This is a genomic window from Acinetobacter sp. V115_6 (assembly GCF_031799025.1).
In the GTDB taxonomy this organism is placed as follows: Bacteria; Pseudomonadota; Gammaproteobacteria; order Pseudomonadales; family Moraxellaceae; genus Acinetobacter; species Acinetobacter pittii.
Window position 1 is genome coordinate 28,322 of the sequence record NZ_JAVQNO010000013.1, and the last position, 21,401, is coordinate 49,722.

Sequence of the window (21,401 nt, forward strand, 5' to 3'; positions counted from 1 at the left end):
TGTTTTCTTTAAACCAACGAATTGACGCAGGCAACAAACTGCTGACCACGGTCATTATAACTTTTAAACATATCAAAACTTGCACATGCTGGTGATAACAACACCACATCTTCGGCCTGAGTTTCACGTTGAGACAGCTCTACAGCTTCTTTAAGCGTTGCTGCATGTAAAATTTTGGTTGCACCTTGAATTGCTTGTTCAATAACCGGAGCATCCTCACCAATCAATACCACAACTTTGGCATATTTTTCGATAGAAGAACGTAATGGGCCAAAATCCTGTCCTTTACCTTGCCCACCTAAAATCAAGGCAACCTTACCTTTTTTCACTTCAATGGCAGCGCCTAAACCATCAATCGCTGCAAGCGTAGCGCCAACGTTAGTGCCTTTAGAGTCATTGTAATAACGTACATCATGCACAGTCTTTACATATTCACAGCGATGCTCTAAGCCTTTAAATTGTTTTAAGGTTTCAAGCATAGATTCCATAGGCAGGCCTATTGCCTCACCTAATGCGAGACAAGCTAAAGCATTTGCTACATTATGCATGCCTTGAATATATAAATCTGAGCTTTTAATTAAACGCTGTAAACCACGCGCAAGCCAAAGCGTGCCATCACCATCTCTTAAAACACCATATTGATTTAAATCTGGCGCATTTAAACCAAAGCTTTGCATTGGCGTGGTATCTGGAACAAGAGGACGACTTAAAGCATCATCACGGTTAAATACTACTTTTTTAACGCCTTGGAAAATACGGTGTTTTGCTTGATGGTAACCCAACATATTGCCGTGACGATCTAAGTGGTCTTCACTCATATTGAGAACCACAGCAACTTCAGCATTTAAGTGAGACGTGGTTTCTAGCTGAAAACTTGATAGCTCAAGTACAATTAACTCAGGTTGATCTTTTAATAAATCTAGAGCTGGGCGTCCAAGATTGCCACCTACAGCAACTTTCTTACCCGCATCTTTAGCCATTAAGCCAATTAAAGTCGTTACTGTACTTTTCGCATTAGAGCCAGTAATCGCCACAATAGGCACATCGGTTGCACGGCGTAATAATTGAATATCCCCTACCACAGAAATACCCTTAGCAATAGCTGCCTGAATTTCCGGTAATTGTGGTGCAAGGCCTGGACTTAAAATAATTTCTTCTGCTTGTAATAATAATTCTTGGTCAAGTTGACCGAAACTAGTTTTAACGCCAGCTGGAATCTGATCATGCCCTGGTGGCGTGGGGCGAGAGTCTGTTACTGCAACTTGGTAGCCTTGTTCATGCAAGAAATTTACAGCAGAAACGCCTGATATTCCCAAGCCTGCTACAACTTTTAATCCACCACGTTGTATTAACATTTTTGCCCCACAATTTATCAATCGACAGAATGGCAAAAATGTTAGCACTTTGCTGTTTTGAATGCTTTTTCAGTTTGAACTTTATTCATCTTTTTTTGTGTCAGTGCGTAAAAAAGCCATCAATATGATGGCTTTTTAAACGAAACAAGAAATACTGAATCTACTGCCATTTAATCGGCTTAATTTCTTGAACTGTATTCGTAGGTTTATCTTCGCTTGAACAACCACAACCGCCAGCACAACCAAAGGTCATTTTCGGTTTAAGCCACTTTGCCAAAGTTGCCCAACCCTGCTTTTCGCAAAATGCAGAGAGTGAAGAAAAGACTGAATTTGCTGTTTTTGGAAATACTTTCTTAAAAACAACTAAAGCACTCCAAATCACTAAAACCGCAATAATCAGATATTGAACCATATACAACCTCCTTTATTGCCTTAACCCCAATAGTGGGAAGCAATTTGATAGGTAACAAACGATGCAAAATAAGCTAAACCAAACAGATATGCAGTCATAGCTGCAACATGTTTCCATGAACCTGTTTCACGGCGTACCGTTGCCAATGTTGCCAAACAATGTGGAGCATAAATGAACCACACTAAAAGCGATAAACCTGTTGCCAAAGACCAACCTGTTCCATCTGCACTAATCAGATGTGACAAACCTTGTGCCACAGCATCATCATCTGTTGCAGACAAGGCATAAACTGTACCTAATGCCGCAACTACCACTTCACGAGCTGCCATAGCTGGAATTAAAGCAATACAGATTTGCCAGTTAAAACCAATTGGAGCAAATAAAGGTTGTATAAGATGCCCGAGCATACCTGCAAAACTATAATCTATGGCAGGTAATGTCGCCCCTTCTGGTGGCTGCGGAAAAGTACACAAGAACCAAAGCAAAATAGAGAGCGCAAAAATGATTCCACCGACGCGTTTCAAGAAGATCTTTGCACGATCCAATAAACCGATTCCCACACTTTTTAAATCAGGGAAACGATAACTTGGTAGCTCTAGCAGTAAAGCATGCTGTGACTTATCTTTTTGCAAAAATTTCATTAAAAATGAAACGCAAAGCGCACTCACAATACCAGCCATATACAGACCGAAAAGCACTAAACCTTGCAGGTTAAAAATACCCCAGACCATTTTCTCTGGAATGAAAGCAGCAATCAGCAAGGCATAGACGGGTAAACGTGCCGAACAAGTCATTAAAGGCGCAACCATAATGGTCGTAAAACGATCACGAGGGTCACTAATACTACGCGTTGCCATAATTCCCGGTACTGCACAAGCAAAGCTCGAAAGTAAAGGAATAAAGGCACGGCCACTTAAACCAGCTTGGAACATTAATTTATCAAGCAAGAATGCTGCACGCGGTAAATAGCCTGATTCTTCGAGTACTAAAATAAAGAAGAACAAGATCAAAATTTGTGGCAAGAACACAACTACGCCACCCGCACCTGCAATAATTCCGTCAACAACTAAACTATGCAGTAGAGGTTGGGTAATCACAGTTCCCACTACCTCACCAAGCCAGCCGAAGAAGCCTTCAATACCATCCATGAATGGAGCTGCCCATGCAAAAACTGCTTGGAACACAATAAACATCATAATAGCAAGGCTAAGTAGGCCTAAAACTGGATGTAAGAAAATTCGATCTAGAAAATCAGTACGCTTATCTCCCTGATCAACATAATGAACTACATCTTTAAAAATCATATCGATTTTTTGATGATGAGTTCCAGTTAAACCACTTAGTTCGGTTTGTGGCACACTATATTTTTCTTGATCAAGGGCATGTAATAGATTTTCAATACCCGCATTACGAACAGCCACTGTTTCAACAACGGGTACGCCCAAACGTTGAGACAACTTTTGAGTATTAATTTGGATACCACGACGACGCGCTTCATCCATCATATTCAGTACAAGTAAAATCGGACGACCTAACTCGATCATTTCGAGCACTAGCCCTAAATGCAATTTTAAGTTAGTGGCATCAACCACACATAAAAAGGCATCTTGCTGCCCTTCTTCTGCAATCTTACCCAAACACACGTCACGGGTAATTACTTCATCAGGACTGGTGGCATTAAGGCTATATGTACCCGGCAAATCAAGTACACGCACTGCTCGGCCTGAAGGCAACTGAAAATGACCAACCTTACGCTCGACCGTTACGCCTGCATAGTTTGCAACTTTTTGTCGAGTTCCGGTTAAATGGTTAAAAAGAGAGGTTTTACCACAGTTAGGGTTTCCCACAAGGGCAATACGTAACGCATCACTCATGCGGGTACTCCTTCTTCTACTTGAATTTCAATTTTTTCCGCTTCTGCTTTACGTAAAGCGAAACGAGTAAAGCCAATTTGGATTAAGATCGGATCACCACCAAAAATACCTTTGGTAATCACTTCCACTCGTGTGCCCGGTACAAAGCCCAGACTTTCCAAACGAATTGCGACCAAATCTTGCTGCTCGGACTCTAGTTCTATCCGATTCACTTTGGTGATGGTCGCCGCTTGCTTCACTTTTAAAGCTGATAAACGCACCGCATCCGATCCTAAACCTTTTTTAATAGTATACATATAAATGAGAATAATTACCAAATAAGGTTAAATTTCACTTCTTATTCAGTTTAATCGACAAACCTTAAAGTTTCTTTTACAGTACAGAGGTTTAGAGGATCTAGTGTATGTTGAATAAAAAACCGCGTATTCCAAGCCCTGTTCAAATTCCTGAACATTTAAGCTTTTTACAAGGTTTTCGTGACTATCTCGTTGCTCAGACGGTAAGTCCACATACACGTAATGCTTATTTATCCGACCTTATTCAATGCAGTGAACTTCATAAAAAATCAGCTCTTCCAGAGTGGACAAGTGACGATATCGCTGATGTTTTGATTGAGTTGACTAAAGCTGGAAAAAGCCCACGCTCGATTGCCCGCTGCTTATCTGCCCTACGCCAGTTTTACAAATTTTTACGTGAACAGAAATTACGAAGCGATAATCCGGTAGCAACCCATCATTCTCCAAAAATTGGCAGAGCTTTACCCAAAGATCTATCAGAAGAAGATGTCGAAGCACTGATTCAGGCTCCAGACATTAATACAGCACTGGGTTTACGTGATCGGGCAATGTTTGAAGTCCTTTATGCATGTGGTTTACGTGTTTCAGAACTGCTGAACTTACGCCTAGAACTTATTAACTTAAAACAAGGCTATTTAAGAATTACGGGTAAAGGTAATAAAGAGCGTTTGGTCCCGCTAGGCCAATTTGCTTGTGAATGGGTAGAACGCTACTTGCAGGATGCTCGGCCTCAACTCTATAAAAGCTCTACTGACTACCTCTTTTTAACTCAACACGGCGGAATTATGAGCCGTCAGAACTTCTGGTATGCCATTAAGCGTTACGCGCTTCAAGCCAATATTCAAGCTGAACTTTCACCTCATACCTTACGTCATGCCTTTGCAACACACCTGCTCAATCACGGCGCTGATTTACGCGTAGTACAAATGTTACTGGGTCATAGCGACTTATCAACCACTCAAATTTACACGCATGTAGCCCAAGTAAGAATGCAACAATTGCATGAAAAACATCATCCTAGAGGTTAAAAAATTTAAAACTTATTATTTGAAACACACCCAACAATCAATTGATTTCGTTCACAAAGGTTAAGAAAGTTTTAACAATACACACTAGATTTTTTGTTATGCTTAGCAGCTTCTGACTATAAATACTGATGAAATAAGGGTTATCTATGTCTTTTACCCGATCTCAACTGTTTCTTGCCTGTGCTTTGGCTTCTAGCCTGTTATTCAGTGCTTGTTCTAAAGAAAACAAACCACAAAAAGAAGATGCGCTCACTGCGACCGCACCTGCTACTGGGGAAGCTTCAACTATCATTGAACGCAATGCTAAACAGCGTTTAATTGAAACTTTGCAAAAACAATTTAAGAATGCAAACATTAACGCCAAAATTTTAGATATCAAGCCTACTGAAGTTCCTAACTTATATTGGGTAAATCTCGAAGGAATGACGTCGATTTATACAACCAGTGATGGCAAATACCTGATTCAAGGTGATGTCATTCGTTTAGGCGGTAAAGAACTGCATAATATTGGCGATAATCTTCAAGCTTCAGAAAACAAGAAGCATCTTGCTGCTTTAAAAAATGAAGATTTGATCGTTTACCCAGCTAAAGGTGGTAAGGCTAAACATGTGATTTATGTGTTTACCGATGCAAGCTGTCCTTATTGCCATAAATTACATGAGCATTTACCTGAAATTAATGAAAAAGGTATTGAGGTACGCTATATCGCTTGGCCACGTGGTGAACAATTTATGCCGACTATGGAAGCTGTATGGTGTAGTGCAGACCGTAAAGCTGCCTTTAACCAAGCAGTACAAGGTATTAATATCCCACCTGCTCAATGTAAAAACCCTGTTCGTGAACAATATCAACTTGGCTTAAACATGGGTGTAAATGGAACACCAGCTATTTACAATGTTGATGGCGAGTACTTAGGTGGATACCTAACACCTGATGAATTAATTAAACGTCTGGATAAATAATCTCCTTTAAGCTGATGAATGATTAATCATCTATCTCTTTTAAAAAGCGCTGCTGTGATTGCAGCGCTTTGTTTTTTCAATAATTAATATTTAAACAACCTCTGTTTAAAGACTGATCTACTCTTCTTTTCCAAACATCGCACTCTAATTCATTGAACAAGCACTAAAAGCGCTAGAGTCTGGCGTTTTTTTTAGCTATGATCTAGCTTCAACTAAATGATTAAATGATGAATGGAGTGTGACGTGAAACCAGTTCGCCTGGCAATACTCGGTCTAGGAACCGTAGGTGGAGGAGCCCTTAAACTACTACAAGAAAATGCCGCTGAAATTAAACGTCGCACCGGTCGAGAAATTCAAATTACCCACGTTGGAACACGCCGCCCTCGTCCAGATCTTGAATTGGAAGGGATTAAACAAAGCGCCGATTTACTTGACATCGTTCGTCAACCAGACGTTGATGTAGTTGTAGAAGTTATGGGTGGGATCCACCCTGCTTACGAAGTTATCATGGAAGCGATCAAACACGGCAAACAAGTCGTGACTGCAAACAAAGCATTACTCGCTGAACATGGCAATGAATTATTTAAAGCAGCAGAAGACAATGCTGTGCAAATTGCTTATGAAGCAGCAGTTGCTGGCGGTATTCCAATTATTAAAGTGATCCGTGAAGGTCTTGCTGCAAACCATATCGAATGGTTGGCAGGTATTATTAATGGTACAGGTAACTTTATTCTGACTGAAATGCGTGAGAAAGGTCGTGCATTTGATGATGTATTAAAAGAAGCTCAAGAACTCGGTTATGCAGAAGCAGATCCAACGTTTGACGTTGAAGGTATCGATGCTGCGCATAAACTTACCATTTTAGCGTCTTGTGCGTTTGGTATTCCTCTTCAATTTGATAAGGTTTATACCGAAGGTATCAGCAAAATCACTGCGCAAGATGTGAAATATGCCGAAGATCTTGGTTTCCGCATTAAACATCTTGGTATTGCACGTCGTGCTGAAAAAGGTATTGAATTACGTGTTCACCCAACACTTATTCCAGATGAACAGCTGATTGCGAATGTAAACGGTGTTAAAAATGCTGTTTTAGTTCAAGCTAATGCCGTAGGTCCAACACTCTATTACGGCGCGGGTGCAGGCGCAGGTCCTACAGCTTCTGCGGTTGTTGCCGATGTTATTGATATTGTTCGTGACATCTCTTATACCGAAGACGGCGCAGGAACAATTCCTCAGTTGGCTTTTGAAGCATTAACCAATGTGCCAATTTTAAGCCGTGAAGAAATGACCACAGGTTATTACATCCGCTTAAATGCAGAAGACCAAACTGGCGTACTTGCAGATGTGACTACCATCTTAAGTCGCGCTGGAATTAGTATTGATGCGATCATGCAACAATCTCGTTTAAAAGACCTTATTCCAATCGTGATTCTGACCGATCCAATCGTTGAATCAAAAATGGATGATGCTCTTGCACAAATTCAAGCATTACCTGCAATTCGTGGCGAAATCGTAAGAATTCGTTTAGAATCGCTCGATAGTTAATCAGGTTGAGGGAAAGATTCCCTCTCCCGCTTCACCTCTAATTGGAACACCATCATGTCTAATGCCAATCGTTATACTGGTCTTGTAGATCGTTATCGTGACCGTTTGCCAGTTTCGGCAACTACTCGTGCTATCTCTTTGGGTGAAGGCAACACCCCACTCATTAAACTTGAGAATATTCCACGTATTATTGGCAAAGATGTTGAAATTTATGTGAAATACGAGGGTTTAAACCCAACTGGTTCATTTAAAGACCGTGGTATGACCATGGCTGTAACCAAAGCGGTTGAAGAAGGCTCTAAAGCGATTATCTGTGCATCTACTGGTAACACTTCTGCTGCTGCTGCTGCCTATGCTGCACGTGCAGGTATCAAAGCATTTGTTTTGATTCCAGAAGGCAAAATTGCGATGGGTAAAATGGCACAAGCGATGATGTATGGTGCAATCACTATGCAAATTCGTGGTAACTTCGATGATGGTATGCGTCTTGTAAAAGAAGTTGCTGATCAAGCGCCTGTAACGATTGTAAACTCAATCAACCCTTACCGTTTGCAAGGTCAAAAGACTATTGCTTATGAAATCGTTGAAGCTTTAGGCCGTGCACCTGATTACCACTGCTTACCTGTAGGTAACGCAGGTAACATCACTGCTCACTGGATGGGTTATACCGAAGCTGTAGCAAACCAACCTGCTGATCAGTTTGAACAAGTGATTTATGATGCTGCTACTGATCAATTCACTGGTCCAAAACCTGAAGGTTTACCAACAATGGTGGGTTATCAAGCTTCTGGTGCAGCTCCATTCTTACGTGGCGCTCCAGTTGAAAGCCCTGAAACTGTTGCAACGGCAATCCGTATTGGTAATCCACAAAGCTGGAACCATGCAAAAGCTGTAGTACGTGACTCTAAAGGCTGGTTTGATGAACTTCAAGACAGCGAAATTTTAGAAGCTCAACGCTTACTTTCTATGTATGAAGGCGTATTTGTTGAGCCAGCTTCTGCAGCTTCTATCGGCGGTGCGATCCGTGATATTAAAGCGGGTAAAATTGCTGAAGGTTCTGTCATTGTATGTACAGTAACAGGTAATGGCTTGAAAGATCCTGACACTGCAATCAAACAATGTGCTGATGCCGTGATGTTGTCAATTGATGCAACAATGGACCAAGTAAAAGATTCGATTTTATCTAATATGTAAGATCTGATTTTTCAAAAACGGCTGTATTAAACAGCCGTTTTTTATGTCTTTTTTATAGCCATAAAAAAAACGCTTCTTGATAGAAGCGTTTTTTAGAATATTGAACTTAAATACGTTTTGGTAAATTACTTAACCAACCCAATAAGTTAGTTGCATCATTATTACGTGCCTGTGTACTTGGTTCACCCAGTAATACAATGACTGCTGGACGTGAATTTACAGTCGTGTGCATCACAACACAGCGTCCTGCTTCATTAATATATCCAGTTTTAGACAAGTTAATATTCCAACCACCATTGCGTACTAGAGCATTGGTATTGTTAGATTTCAACACGCGATAACCCAAGTTAAAGTCATAAGTCGGTGTAGTTGAGAATTGACGAATCAAGCCATATTGAGAAGCTGTACTTGCCAAAATCCCTAAGTCACGCGCAGAAGATACATTACGCGGATCTAAACCAGTTGACTCATAATAGTGGGTTGCGTTCATGCCTAAAGCACGTGCTTTAGAATTCATTGCAGCGACGAATGCTGGACGACCACCTGGATAAGTACGTGCTAAAGCCGCTGCTGCTGGGTTTTCTGATTTCATTAGAGCAAACAGAAGAACTTCTGCACGGTTCATCTTGTCGCCAACACGTAAGGTTGAACTTGAGTTTTTACCATTTGCACCAGCAAAATCGATTTGCTCAAGTGTAATTTCTTCTGACATGTTTAAACGGGCATCTGCCGTTACAACTGCTGTCATCAACTTAGTAATAGAGGCAATTGGCACAGAAGCGTTTGTATTTTTACTGTAGAGCACTTCACCAGTTTGCGCGTCCATCACAAGTGCAGCTCGAGCGCTTACACTCGGCTGGGCATTGTAACCAGTCGTATCACGGATTGGAGCAATCTTCGGTGCAGATGCTACAATTTTAGGTGCGCTACCACCACGCAAAGTTGTGGTTACCGATGTTGAACCTTGCGGAGTAGGTTCGTCATCTTCATCATTTAAAAATTGGCTAGCATCAGCTGAAGACCAATTTAAGCTTGCAGTACCACTATTCCCTGAGGACGGGTTATTGACGAGTTCTGCAAAGCTTGTTGAACTCAAACTAAGCAAAATAGACATGCTTAGCACATGCATTAAAGACTTTTTAGAATTTTTCACGGCACAATACTCGACTCAGGGTGATACACATTTGCGCTTACTATAATTATGCCTTACATTTGAGGTATAAGGTATAACGCTTTTACCGACACAATTGTGCACAACTATTCGCTCACTATATAAGAATAGGATTGCTAATTTTGTCATTCCATTGCAAGCTAATTTTGCTTTATGTAACAAAAAACTTGTTTTTTGAAAGAAAGGAGGTCTTCTTGATTACAGTTTTAGTTGTGGATGACCATGAACTTGTACGTACAGGTATCTGCCGTATGTTAGAAGATCATGCCGATGTAGAGGTCATTGGACAAGCCGAATCGGGTGAAGAAGCAATTGCTATTGTTCGTCAGAAACATCCTCAAGTTGTGCTACTTGATGTCAACATGCCTGGCATCGGTGGCGTAGAAACAACCCGCCGTTTACTACAAACCGCACCAGATACAAAAGTGATTGCAGTCAGTGGCTTAGCAGAAGAGCCTTACCCATCTCTGTTGCTTAAAGCAGGAGCTAAAGGTTACATTACCAAAGGTGCTCCAATTACAGAAATGGTTCGCGCAATTAATAAAGTGATGCAAGGTGGCAAATACTTCAGCGCCGATATTGCCGAGCAATTAGCAAGTTCTTATTTATCCGATACACAGCAATCGCCTTTTGACTCACTATCTGAACGAGAAATGCAAGTTGCAATGATGGTTGTAAATTGTATTAGCGCTCAAGAAATTGCAGATAAACTTTTTGTAAGTGTCAAAACAGTGAATACTTACCGCTACCGTATTTTTGAAAAGCTAGCCATTGATAGTGACGTTAAACTGACTCATCTCGCGATTCGTTACGGTCTGATCAAGCCTTAATCAGACTTATATGCAATTTCCCTTAAACTCATCCTTGTCCCATACGATATTTCGTTTGGGCACGTGGTATGGTTTATATCGCCTTATTATTGCGGTTAGTCTGAATATTATTTTGGTTTTAACCGATGCTCAAATCGACAATAGTCTACAACAACCCACTTTATATTCTTACACACTACTCGGCTATTCGCTCTTAAGCCTTCTTCAACTTTTATGCTTTAAGTTTATTGCTACTCAGGCAACTAGGCAGCTCATTTTATTTTTTATAGTTGATATTATCTGTCTGAGTTTACTGACATTTTCAGTAGGCGAACCCAATCTTCAACTCAGCTTGCTCTATGTTATTGCCATATTTACTTCGGCCATTTTACTTAGCGCAAGAATGTCGTTACTCATTACATTACTTGCAGTCATTGCGGTTATTTACCAACGCTTCGTTGGCAGTTTATTTGACTACAATAATTTAAATACGATTAGTAATAGTGCTTTATTAGCCTTCTTGTTTTTTGTAGTACACGGAATCGGACAAATTGCGGTCCAGCGCTTTAAATTACTTGAAGCACTAACTTTCCATCAATCAATAGAACTCTATCAACTACAAAATATTAACCGCTATATCTTGGAACAAATTGAAGAGGGCTATTTAGTTCTAGATGAAAACTACGACATTGTTTTAAGTAACCCAGCCGCCTGCTCTCTTTTAGGAATTCCACCTCAATTTGCCAGTGAAAAATATCCCTTAGCAAAATGGCATGCTGACTTATTTGAAATTCTTAAGTTTGACAACCTAAAAGAAGGTGATCGATTTATTTTTGAATCTCGACTGTCGGCTTATTCTATTAATATTAAAGTGCAACATCTTTTGGTGCCACAGCAAGCATTAACACTACTCATCTTACAAGATGCACAGCAGATTAATCAGCAAGCTCAACAACTCAAACTTGCCGCTTTAGGACAACTCTCAGCCAGTATTGCACATGAGATCCGTAATCCTCTTGCAGCCATTGTTCAAGCAAATGAATTACTCAAAGATAGTGATGTGGAGCAGCAAAATACTTTAAGGAATATGATTGGCAAACAAACCAAACGCATTGATAGTATTGTTCAAGACACCTTAGGACTTGCCCGCAGTGAAAGAACATATCCCATCCAGATTGAACTAAACGACTTCATAAAAACGTTATTAGATGAAGATTTATCTGATGTTAAACACGCGATCCAGCTTAAAAGTTCTGATTTATCCTTAAAGCTATTGTTTGATGAAAAGCAACTCAGACAAGTCCTCATTAACCTTGTTAGGAATGCTTTACGCCACAATGCACCCGACTCTCCCTATGTTCTGATCAATATTCATTCACAAACAAATAAAATTTATATTGATGTGATCGATTACGGTGAAGGTGTTTCAAAACGTGATATATCTCAATTATTTAAACCATTTTTTAGTACCGAAATTAATGGAACTGGTTTAGGATTATATTTGTCTCATAGTTTTTGTGAGGCAAACCATGCAAAGCTCACTTATGTAGAGCAAAAACAAGGGGCATGCTTCCGAATAGCGTGCCCAATAATATATTGATTTTTTATTAGGTTTTTGGGGAAATGGCAGAACAGCAACCACTCGTTTTGCTTGTAGACGATGAAGAAGATTTGTGCCTGTTAATGCAAATGACTCTTGCACGAATGGGGATTAAGACACATCTTGCTTATCGGGTTGAACAGGCCAAACAGCTCTTTACTCAGTTTCATTACGATGCGTGCTTGACCGATTTAAATCTACCTGACGGTAGTGGCTTAGAATTGGTCCAACATGTTTCTCAAACTTACCCCCACACTCCCATTGCAGTCTTAACTGCATACGGCAATATGGATATTGCAATTGCAGCATTAAAAGCGGGAGCTTTTGATTTTGTCAGCAAACCTATTAACCAAATTCACTTAGATCAGTTGTTAAAAAAGGCGCTCAACCAGCCAAAACCAGAGCATGAGTTCGGTGAAACAATATTAGAAAATGACTTATTAATTGGCCGTTCACCACCTATACAAAACTTACGGACAGCTATTAAAAAAATAGCCCGCTCCCAAGCTCCTGTATTTGTTACAGGCGAATCTGGTACGGGTAAAGAAGTTGTTGCTAATCTAATTCACCGCTTAAGCAACCGCAGTGAAGGACCATTTATTGCAATTAACTGTGGAGCAATCCCAACTGAGCTCATGGAAAGTGAACTTTTCGGGCATAAAAAAGGCAGTTTTACTGGAGCAACCCAAGACAAACAAGGTCTTATTTTATCGGCACACGGCGGCAGTTTATTTTTAGATGAAATTGCCGAATTGCCTTTAAGTATGCAAGTTAAATTGCTTCGGGCAGTACAAGAGAAAAAGATTCGCCCTGTAGGTTCAGATCAGGAAATTGATGTTGATTTTCGAGTAATCAGTGCGAGTCACCAAGACTTAGATTTATTAGTTCAACAAGGTAAATTCCGTCAGGACTTATTTTTCCGTATTCATGTTATGGATATTATGCTGCCGCCACTGCGTGACCGTGGTGGAGATATTTTGCTATTGGCCAATCATTTTATTCAAAAGGTTTGTACGGAATGGGGAATTTCAAGCAAGCAATTAACGGCGAGCGCTGAAACTTACTTATTGCAGCAAGACTTTCCGGGTAATGTTCGTGAATTAAGAAATATGATTGAACGAGCTATTACTTTAAGTGATGATGAGTGCATTGATTTGACACACTTAGCTCCTCCTCTTAGAAGTAGTAGTGTGAGCCCGCAAATCGTAACGAAACAACTAAATCAAACACCGACTGTTCAGACTCACCCAAAATTTCCAATGGAAGGTTTAGAACGCTACTTAGAAAATATCGAAAAAGATATTTTACTGAATGCTCTGAACATGACGCATTGGAATCGAACTTTAGCGGCTAAAAAGTTAGGAATGACTTTCCGTTCTTTGCGCTATCGACTCAAAAAGTTTGGCTTAGATACTGAAATGGGAGAGGAAGTATAAAAATTACTTCCTCTTTAGGAATAAATCTGCAACGCGCTCTAAATATACGTCTTCTTTCATTTCTGCAGGTAATGGATAGGTCTGGTTAGGTTGAATACCCTGACCTTCAATCATATTGCCATTTGGCGTGTAGTAGTGTGAGACCGTCATTTGTAGAGCCGCCCCACTTGGCAAAGGAAATAGCTTTTGCACTACACCTTTTCCATAACTTTTTTCACCCATCACCCAAGCACGCTGGTGTTCTTTCATGGCCGCAGTAAAAACTTCTGCTGCCGATGCAGAGCGGTGATTAATTAATATACCTAGTTTTATATTCTGAAATTCATTACCGGGCAAAGCCTGAAACTGCTGGTTACCTTCCGAACGGCTTTTGGTTGAAACAATAATTCCGTTATTTAAAAATAAATCTGCTGATTCAACTGCTGCCGATAACAACCCACCCGGATTGTTTCGCAAATCGATTAAAACAGCCTTTAAACGTGGGGAGCTATTTTCTTCAATTAATCTTTTAATTTCATTAGCAGTGTCTTGTTGGAATACTCTAATTTTGAGTACGAGCACCTGATTATGTAGCATTACAGGTTCTATATCGGTTTCTATTTTTTTATTACGGACTAAGTTAATGTTTCCGTTTAGCTCTTCTGCTTGTACTTGAAGTGTACTTCCTATAGAACCGTAAAGTAGTCCAAGCACCTGATCTTGGTTTAAATTTTTTAAATCTTGGTTATCAATTTTGAGAATCGTCTGACCATTTCTCAAACCTAATTTATAGGAATCAGAACCGGTTTTAAGATCACGAATCATCCATTTATGAGCATGTGATTCAGGGCTTAATGCAAAATCAACGGACGCAAGGTCACCCTCTGTGTATTGAATCAGTTGGCGATATTCTTCTGCCGATAAATAACGCGAATAACGATCTAACCCACTTACCAATCCTTTTATGGCTTGTTGAAACAAGGCATCGTCAGACTTCACATCAACGTAGTTATCTCGAACTATTCCATATATTTGCACAAACTGTTGAATCGACTCGATCGGCACCTCTGCATAGCTATGTTCCGGTTCTTCCGAATCCGAATGCAAAGGTGACATTTTTTCTTTTACAACTGGCGCTGCAAAAGCAAATTGGCTGCAACACAGCAACATACTTACAATAAGTTTTTTATATTTAATGTGTTGCAGCATCCAATCACCTTTAACTTATGCAGATAGTGTAATCAGATTACGTCCTTGCATTTCGGCAGGAACAGGAATCTTCATTAAATTGAGAATTGTCGGTGCTACGTCTGCAAGCACACCACCTTCTGCAATTGTTGCTTGTGTTGGACCAACATAGATAAACGGCACAAGCTCGGTTGTATGTTGAGTATGCACTTGCCCACTTTCGTAGTCTTGCATTTGTTCAACGTTACCATGGTCAGCAGTAATGAGCATATGGCCTTTTTTCGCCATAACTGCCTCATAGACACGACCTAAACAAGTATCAACCGCTTCAACTGCTTTAACAGCAGCATCAAATACACCTGTATGCCCGACCATATCACCATTTGCATAGTTCACAACCAATAAGTCGTATTCACCCGAATTAATTGCCTTAACCAACTCATCAGTGACTTCATAAGCACTCATTTCTGGCTTAAGGTCATATGTCGCAACGTTTGGAGATGGAATTAAAATACGTTTTTCACCTGGATATTCATCTTCACGGCCACCACTAAAGAAGAATGTTACATGTGCATACTTTTCAGTTTCGGCAATACGTAACTGGGTTTTACCTAAAGAAGATAAATACTCACCCAATGAGTTTTTGAGGGCTTCTGGCATGTAGGCAACTGGTGCATCAATGCTTGCCTGATAACGCGTTAACATCACAAACTTAGAAAGATTCGGTACAACTTTACGTTCAAAACCAGCAAAGTCTTTCTCTACAAATGCGCGAGTAATTTCACGAGCTCGGTCAGCACGGAAATTCATAAATACAACGCTATCACCATCTTGAACTTTAGCAATATCACCAATACGAGTCGCTTTTACAAACTCATCATTTTCGTTGGCTGCATAAGCTAATTCCAACCCTTCAACTGCGGTTTGTGCAGTACGAAGTGCTTCACCTTCGGTTAACAAGCGATAAGCTTGCTCAACGCGATCCCAACGATTGTCACGATCCATTGCAAAGTAGCGACCAATCATAGTTGCGATACGGCCTTGGCCCGGATATTGAGCAAATAATGCATCTAATTTTTCTAAAGACGGCTGAGCACTGCGTGGAGGTGTATCACGACCATCAAGGAACGCGTGTAAGTAAACTTTTGCACCGCGTTTTAATGCAAGCTCACACATCGCCACAATATGATCTTCATGTGAATGGACGCCACCTTCTGAAAGTAGTCCCATAATATGAACAGCACCGCCAGCAGCTTTGGCTTTTTCAACAGCGTCGATCAACACTTCATGTTTAAAAAAGTCACCAGTACGGATATCTTTAGTAATACGGGTAAAGTCTTGATATAACACACGGCCAGCGCCAAGATTCATATGGCCAACTTCAGAGTTCCCCATTTGCCCATCAGGCAATCCAACATCTTCACCTGAACCAGAAATTAGACTATTCGGATGCTTGGCTTTCATTGCCGCCAAATTTGGTGTTTTTGCTGCAAGAAAAGCATTATCTTCAATCGCTTCACGGTGTCCAACACCATCCATAATGACCAGAACGTGAGGGATCTTGCCAGCAGTTGCATCCGTCATAATCAATTTCTCTTTTGTCTACAATTTCGTCACAATATCTTACCGAATTTTCGGTCAAGACTCTATTTATTCCTATGGCTTTCACCAATATCCGCGATTGATGAAAACCATAAATATCACTTATTACTAGCGAGCGCGGTAAAGCAAATAACTTCCGGCACCAAACATTAACAAGATAGGCACGAGCACAAACCATGCTGGAGATGGAGAATAAACCAAGCTCGCATAGCCCAAGAAATCCTGCAAATAATAGAAACTCAAACCAATAAACAATGCGATCACCAAACGAAAACCCATTGATTGTTGGCGTAACGGTCCAAAAATAAAAGAACATGCCACGAGAACTAATGCGATGAGTGAAAATGGCGAAGCAACTTTTTGCCAGAAAGCCAATTGGTACGTCTTTGGTACCTGACTATATTCATCCATATAACGCATAAAGCTAATCAGTTGGCTTGGCGATAAATCTTCAGGATCTAAAGTCACCATATGCACATATTTAGGCTGTAATGCTAAAGCAAGCGATTGTTCTTCATGGTCAGTTTTGATGGCATTGCCTGCCGCCAAAATGTCCATTTGTTCAGCTTTTTTCAAAGCCCATTGACCATTTTTAATAAACTGTCCTTGCTGAGCATTAATTAATGATTGCAAGTAATAGTTCTGGTCAAAGTCGACCACTTGAATGTCTCTTAAATTGCCTTGAGAGTTAGCATAGTCGATATAGATAAATCGCTGCCCTTCACGTGACCAATAGCCTTTTACTTCACCTAAAGCAGCTACAGAACGATGGCTTTTAACACTTTGCGCTTTTTCATTGGTATAAGGAATAACCCATTCACTTAAAGCAAATGACAAAATAATAAGCAGTAAAGCTGAGCGCATAACCCAACCAACAATACGCCATAAGCTAACACCGACTGAACGCATAACAATGAGTTCACTACTCGTTGCCAATGAGCCCAGTCCAATCACAGCACCAATCAAGGCAGAGATAGGTAAAATTTCATAGAGATAGCGAGGAGCTCCCCACAGGACATAGACGAGAGCTTGCCATGCGTTATAGTCTGGTTTGAGCTCACCCAACTCACCAAGATATGTAAATAAGACCTGAAGAATGGACAAAACAACTGTGGTGCCAAACATCGCAAGCGCAGTGGTTTTCGTCACATATTTGGCGACTATTCGACGTGCTAACATTATAATTTCACTCGCTTGATCTGTTTCTTGATTTTTGGTCCTAACTTCTGCTTACGTGAGAATAAGGCGGCAGCAACGCCATACACAACTAACACGGCAGGATAAGCCCAAATATCGAGTTCTTCTTTACTAATACGAGTCTTGATTGCAATCATTAATACGATCAGACTGGAAAAAATAAAAATCGCCGGAATAAGACGGTAATAACGGCCTTGTCGTGGACTCACCTCAGACAATGCCACTGAGAGCATTAGCGCAATAACAATGGTGAATGGCCCAAATAAACGCCATCCCAACTCACTTCTGATGACTGGATCATTCGTTTTTGAAAAGAGTTTTGTTGTTGATAGTGCTTCTACATCGCCACTCTCAAACTTAACATCTTTGTCATTTTCTAAACGTAGACGATAAGACTGGAACTCTGCTTGTGTATATTTTGGTTGTCCCGGGAATATTTCATAGCGACGACCTTGTACCAGATCAACGACATTGGCGGTGTCATTTGCAACTTCTACACGAGTCGCTTCTTTTGCCAAAATCATAACATCTGGCTTATCTTCTTTAGCAGCGCGCTGATAAAAGAAAATATCCTTCAAATTCTTTCGGTCTTCTGACAATGAACCTGCATAGATCGTATATGGCCCAGAGGAAATAAACTCTCTTGGTCGAACCAAATCGAAACCTGTCCGGACAGCTTGTGTAGTTGTCAGTTTTTCAAACTCACGTAGTCCCCACGGCGTCATCCAGAGCATAAGCACAGACTGAAACACCATATAAACAAGTGTCATTGGAATGAGTAATCGTGCTAATTGATGACGGCTTACACCACTACCATTCAATACGGCCATTTCATGGTCAACATATAAACGACCAAACACCAACATTAAACCAATGAAAAAACCCAATGGTAAAATGAGTGTTAGAAATTCAGGTAAACGATATCCAATGATGCTAAACAAGATACTGGCATCTAAACGCCCCTGCGCCGCCACACCAAAGTATTTGATCAGACGACCACCCATCATGATTAAGGTCAGTAAAGAAATGACCACCAATGAGGTAGAGACAACTTGCTTGACGAGATAACGCCGAATAATCAAAGTAATACTTCCAAAAGGCTAATCGGGACGTGTGCTAGTTTACCCGAATGTTAAAAATATAAAACCGCACATTGCAACGCTATGCTTGAAAGTGTTTCAATGTTTTAATCCAACATAACTTTCTATAGGCAATCACGGCAGCCATGAAATTTACAACTTATACAACTTTTCCCGAACAGACATCTAATGAATCTTTGTGGGTTTTAGTTGATTCAGAACAGCTACAAAGCAACATCAACACATATCAAATCAATAACCTAGAAAGCGTTCTTACTGCCACCCAATTCAAAGGCAACTTCAATGAAACTCTGCCTTTATTCGGGCAAGTTTCAAATCAACCTCATAGCCAATTACTTGGCCTAGGAAAAACAGCCGAACTTCAGGCGGTTAAGCTCGCTAAACTTGCCCAAACCATTATCAAATCGACACAAAATAAATTTAAGCATATCGCGATTGATATTGCTGCGTTACCTGTCGAATACCATTATTTATTCGCTTTAAGCTTAACTCAAGCAGCTTATGGTTATGATGAGTTTAAATCGAAAAAAAATGAATTTGTGTTACAACAGGTTGATTTAATTAGTTCAACGACGAGCCTCGATGAAAAACAACTGGCTTTAGTGCATGCCGTACAGTCTGGTCAGTCGTATGCACGTGACCTTGGCAACCGTCCAGGCAACATTTGCTTCCCTGAATATTTGGCAGAACAAGCATTAGCTTTAGCTGCAGAATTCCCTGACTTGCTCAAAGTAACTGTCTTAAATGAACAGCAAATGGCTGATTTAGGTATGTATGCTTTTCTTGCAGTCAGCAAAGGATCTGAACGTCCGGGTCGTATCGTAACACTCGAATACCAAGCTGGAATCGATCAAGCGCCTGTTGTGCTTGTTGGTAAAGGCGTTACTTTTGATACAGGCGGTATTTCTTTAAAACCAGGCCTAGGCATGGATGAAATGAAGTTCGATATGTGCGGTGCAGCCTCTGTATTAGGTACTATTCGTGCGCTATGCGAAGCAAAACTCCCTATTCATGTCGTTGGAGCAATTGCAGCTGCAGAAAATATGCCTTCAGGTAAAGCAACTCGCCCAGGTGATATTGTGACAACCATGAGCGGACAAACTGTTGAAATTTTAAATACCGATGCGGAAGGTCGTTTGGTACTGTGCGACACATTGACCTATATCAAACGTTTCAATCCAGCAGTCGTGGTTGATATCGCAACATTAACTGGTGCATGTGTAGTCGCTTTAGGTAAAGTACTGAGTGGTTTGTTCTCACCAGATGATGCTTTAGCAGCTGAACTCCAGCAAGCAGGTGAGCAATCATTTGACCGTGTATGGCGTATGCCAGTGATTGAGGATTATCAAGAATTACTTGATTCACCATTTGCTGATATTGCAAACATCGGCGGTCCATACGGCGGTGCGATTACGGCAGCATGTTTCCTTGAGCGCTTTACACGTGAGTACCGTTGGGCTCATTTAGATGTAGCAGGAACAGCGTGGTTATCTGGTCCAGCTAAAGGTGCAACAGGTCGTCCAGTACCATTACTCATGCAATTTTTAGCGAATCGTGTAAATACGAATGGCTAAAGTTAGTTTTTATCTGTTTGAAACCAGTGAAGAACGGCAAGTCGATAGTGCTTGCCGTTTATGCCGAAAGATTTTACAGAAGCATCCTAAAATCTGGTGGTATTGCCCAGATGTGCAGCTACAACAAACTCTTGATGAAAGATTATGGGATTTCGACCCTGCAAGTTTCATTGCGCATGGCATTGACCAAGCTGAAGCTGCTGTATGTATTTCGGCTAAACAACCGCTTGAACAAGGCTTGTTAGTATTTAATTTTAACAATCATGCACTTGAACAAGTTGATCATTTTAGCCACATTATAGAAATTGTTGAAAATAATGAAACAGCCAAGCAAATTGGCCGAGAAAAATTTAAAATGTATCGCCGTTTGGGTATAGAACCGCGGACCTTTAAATTATAACGCGCTAAAATGTAAATACTGTTGAACAAAGGAGAAGCATGGTGGCATTAAATGTCGGGCAAGATTTTAAAAAAAGATGGTTAAATGCGCCTGAAGCTGTCCGTCATGCCTATCAACAGGATCTGGCACGTATTTGTGACTTATTAGAACCACAAACCCCTATTCAGCTTTGGGTTTTAAATGACGAAAAAGCGCAGTTAGAATCACAGCAAAAAATTGAACAAGCTTACGCGGATCTTAAGGCAGAGCTTATTGAGCAAGCACGTATCCGTCGTCAACTCGCTTTAGAAAAAGCACTTGCTGATAAACGTGCATCAGAAGCTGCTTATGCTGCGGAGTTGCAAGCAGACGAAATTCGCAAGTTTAATGAACAGACTGAAACATTACAGACATTACGTAGTCATTTAGAACAAGAAGTTGCAGAACAAACTGCACGTTATCAGAAAAACCCTGAAACCCCAGCCGTCAATTACTCTGCTGGCGTAAAACTTAGTATCACCGATGATCAAATCTTATCTGAGCTTGAAAGTTTACGCATTCGTTTAGAACTTGAAGCTGAAAACTTAATTGAAGAGTCAGTAACGGCTTTCCGAGCCAAACTACATTCGGCAGCTCAAGAAGAAATTGAATACATTTTAAAGAACTCTAAGTTTTCTGATGAAAAAATAGAGAAGTAAAA

General features: G+C 40.5%; 19 protein-coding genes. 10 read left to right on the top strand and 9 right to left on the bottom strand.

Going from position 1 to position 21,401, the window contains the following annotated elements; all coding sequences use genetic code 11:
* Positions 1-8: 8 nt before the first annotated feature.
* The 4 genes from murD to RMA94_RS02135 form a co-directional block, all read right to left on the bottom strand.
* Positions 9-1,355 carry a UDP-N-acetylmuramoyl-L-alanine--D-glutamate ligase gene (murD, locus tag RMA94_RS02120; RefSeq protein WP_014208179.1) on the bottom strand — a complete coding sequence of 449 codons (1,347 nt, stop codon included), beginning with the start codon at positions 1,353-1,355 and terminating at the stop codon, positions 9-11.
* Between the two features lie 160 nt (positions 1,356-1,515).
* The gene (locus RMA94_RS02125; RefSeq protein ID WP_311081656.1) at positions 1,516-1,767 is read right to left on the bottom strand and encodes a DUF6587 family protein; all 252 of its coding nucleotides are present in this window, start codon (positions 1,765-1,767) and stop codon (positions 1,516-1,518) included.
* A 20-nt stretch (positions 1,768-1,787) separates the two neighbouring features.
* A complete protein-coding gene (locus RMA94_RS02130; protein ID WP_311081657.1) occupies positions 1,788-3,641 on the bottom strand; it encodes a ferrous iron transporter B in 1,854 nt (617 codons plus the stop codon).
* On the bottom strand, positions 3,638-3,901 hold the full coding sequence (locus RMA94_RS02135) for a FeoA family protein (protein ID WP_002121198.1): 264 nt from the start codon (positions 3,899-3,901) through the stop codon (positions 3,638-3,640). Before RMA94_RS02135 ends, RMA94_RS02130 begins: the two co-directional genes overlap by 4 nt.
* A 143-nt stretch (positions 3,902-4,044) precedes the next feature.
* Here RMA94_RS02135 and xerD point away from each other — a divergent pair, with 143 nt between their 5' ends.
* From xerD to thrC, 4 genes are all read left to right on the top strand, one after another.
* Entirely contained in the window at positions 4,045-4,965 is a 921-nt protein-coding gene (gene xerD / locus RMA94_RS02140; RefSeq protein ID WP_002121166.1) for a site-specific tyrosine recombinase XerD, read from the top strand.
* 146 nt (positions 4,966-5,111) lie between these two features.
* Positions 5,112-5,927, top strand: coding sequence for a DsbC family protein (locus tag RMA94_RS02145; RefSeq protein ID WP_002121175.1), 816 nt, complete (start codon positions 5,112-5,114; stop codon positions 5,925-5,927).
* 243 nt (positions 5,928-6,170) lie between these two features.
* Positions 6,171-7,472, top strand: a complete 1,302-nt coding sequence (locus RMA94_RS02150; RefSeq protein ID WP_002121263.1) for a homoserine dehydrogenase — start codon at positions 6,171-6,173, stop codon at positions 7,470-7,472.
* Positions 7,473-7,526: 54 nt separating this feature from the next.
* Complete coding sequence (thrC, locus tag RMA94_RS02155) at positions 7,527-8,666, top strand: threonine synthase (protein ID WP_002048893.1); 1,140 nt, start codon at positions 7,527-7,529, stop codon at positions 8,664-8,666.
* 106 nt (positions 8,667-8,772) lie between these two features.
* Here thrC and pbpG read toward each other — a convergent pair whose 3' ends face one another.
* The gene (gene pbpG / locus RMA94_RS02160) at positions 8,773-9,819 is read right to left on the bottom strand and encodes a D-alanyl-D-alanine endopeptidase PBP7/8 (RefSeq protein WP_031946764.1); all 1,047 of its coding nucleotides are present in this window, start codon (positions 9,817-9,819) and stop codon (positions 8,773-8,775) included.
* Between the two features lie 212 nt (positions 9,820-10,031).
* Here pbpG and RMA94_RS02165 point away from each other — a divergent pair, with 212 nt between their 5' ends.
* Genes RMA94_RS02165 through RMA94_RS02175 form a run of 3 tightly spaced genes read left to right on the top strand, consistent with a single transcriptional unit; the run spans position 10,032 to position 13,682 of the window.
* Positions 10,032-10,667 (top strand): response regulator, encoded by a 636-nt coding sequence (locus RMA94_RS02165; RefSeq protein ID WP_002121174.1) that lies wholly within the window; start codon positions 10,032-10,034, stop codon positions 10,665-10,667.
* Positions 10,668-10,677: 10 nt separating this feature from the next.
* Positions 10,678-12,246 (top strand): PAS domain-containing sensor histidine kinase, encoded by a 1,569-nt coding sequence (locus RMA94_RS02170; RefSeq protein ID WP_068529320.1) that lies wholly within the window; start codon positions 10,678-10,680, stop codon positions 12,244-12,246.
* A gap of 23 nt (positions 12,247-12,269) precedes the next feature.
* Positions 12,270-13,682: a sigma-54 dependent transcriptional regulator gene (locus RMA94_RS02175; protein WP_206243321.1), complete on the top strand. Its 1,413-nt coding sequence runs from the start codon at positions 12,270-12,272 to the stop codon at positions 13,680-13,682.
* Between the two features lie 3 nt (positions 13,683-13,685).
* Here the strand turns inward: RMA94_RS02175 and RMA94_RS02180 are convergent, their stop codons facing one another.
* The 4 genes from RMA94_RS02180 to lptF all read right to left on the bottom strand — a co-directional run bounded on the left by RMA94_RS02180 (position 13,686) and on the right by lptF (position 18,730).
* Entirely contained in the window at positions 13,686-14,870 is a 1,185-nt protein-coding gene (locus RMA94_RS02180) for a S41 family peptidase (protein WP_017400162.1), read from the bottom strand.
* A gap of 15 nt (positions 14,871-14,885) precedes the next feature.
* Positions 14,886-16,433 (bottom strand): 2,3-bisphosphoglycerate-independent phosphoglycerate mutase, encoded by a 1,548-nt coding sequence (gene gpmI, locus RMA94_RS02185; RefSeq protein ID WP_005065710.1) that lies wholly within the window; start codon positions 16,431-16,433, stop codon positions 14,886-14,888.
* A 126-nt stretch (positions 16,434-16,559) separates the two neighbouring features.
* Positions 16,560-17,630 carry an LPS export ABC transporter permease LptG gene (gene lptG / locus RMA94_RS02190; protein WP_002121203.1) on the bottom strand — a complete coding sequence of 357 codons (1,071 nt, stop codon included), beginning with the start codon at positions 17,628-17,630 and terminating at the stop codon, positions 16,560-16,562.
* Positions 17,630-18,730, bottom strand: coding sequence for an LPS export ABC transporter permease LptF (lptF, locus tag RMA94_RS02195; protein ID WP_002121169.1), 1,101 nt, complete (start codon positions 18,728-18,730; stop codon positions 17,630-17,632). Before lptF ends, lptG begins: the two co-directional genes overlap by 1 nt.
* Before the next feature lie 143 nt (positions 18,731-18,873).
* Here lptF and RMA94_RS02200 point away from each other — a divergent pair, with 143 nt between their 5' ends.
* From RMA94_RS02200 to RMA94_RS02210, 3 genes are read left to right on the top strand one after another with little or no spacing between them, the layout of a single operon-like run.
* Positions 18,874-20,322, top strand: a complete 1,449-nt coding sequence (locus tag RMA94_RS02200) for a leucyl aminopeptidase (protein WP_002121215.1) — start codon at positions 18,874-18,876, stop codon at positions 20,320-20,322.
* On the top strand, positions 20,315-20,722 hold the full coding sequence (locus RMA94_RS02205) for a DNA polymerase III subunit chi (protein WP_002121193.1): 408 nt from the start codon (positions 20,315-20,317) through the stop codon (positions 20,720-20,722). Before RMA94_RS02200 ends, RMA94_RS02205 begins: the two co-directional genes overlap by 8 nt.
* A gap of 38 nt (positions 20,723-20,760) precedes the next feature.
* Positions 20,761-21,399, top strand: a complete 639-nt coding sequence (locus RMA94_RS02210; protein WP_002121184.1) for a hypothetical protein — start codon at positions 20,761-20,763, stop codon at positions 21,397-21,399.
* Positions 21,400-21,401: the final 2 nt, after the last annotated feature.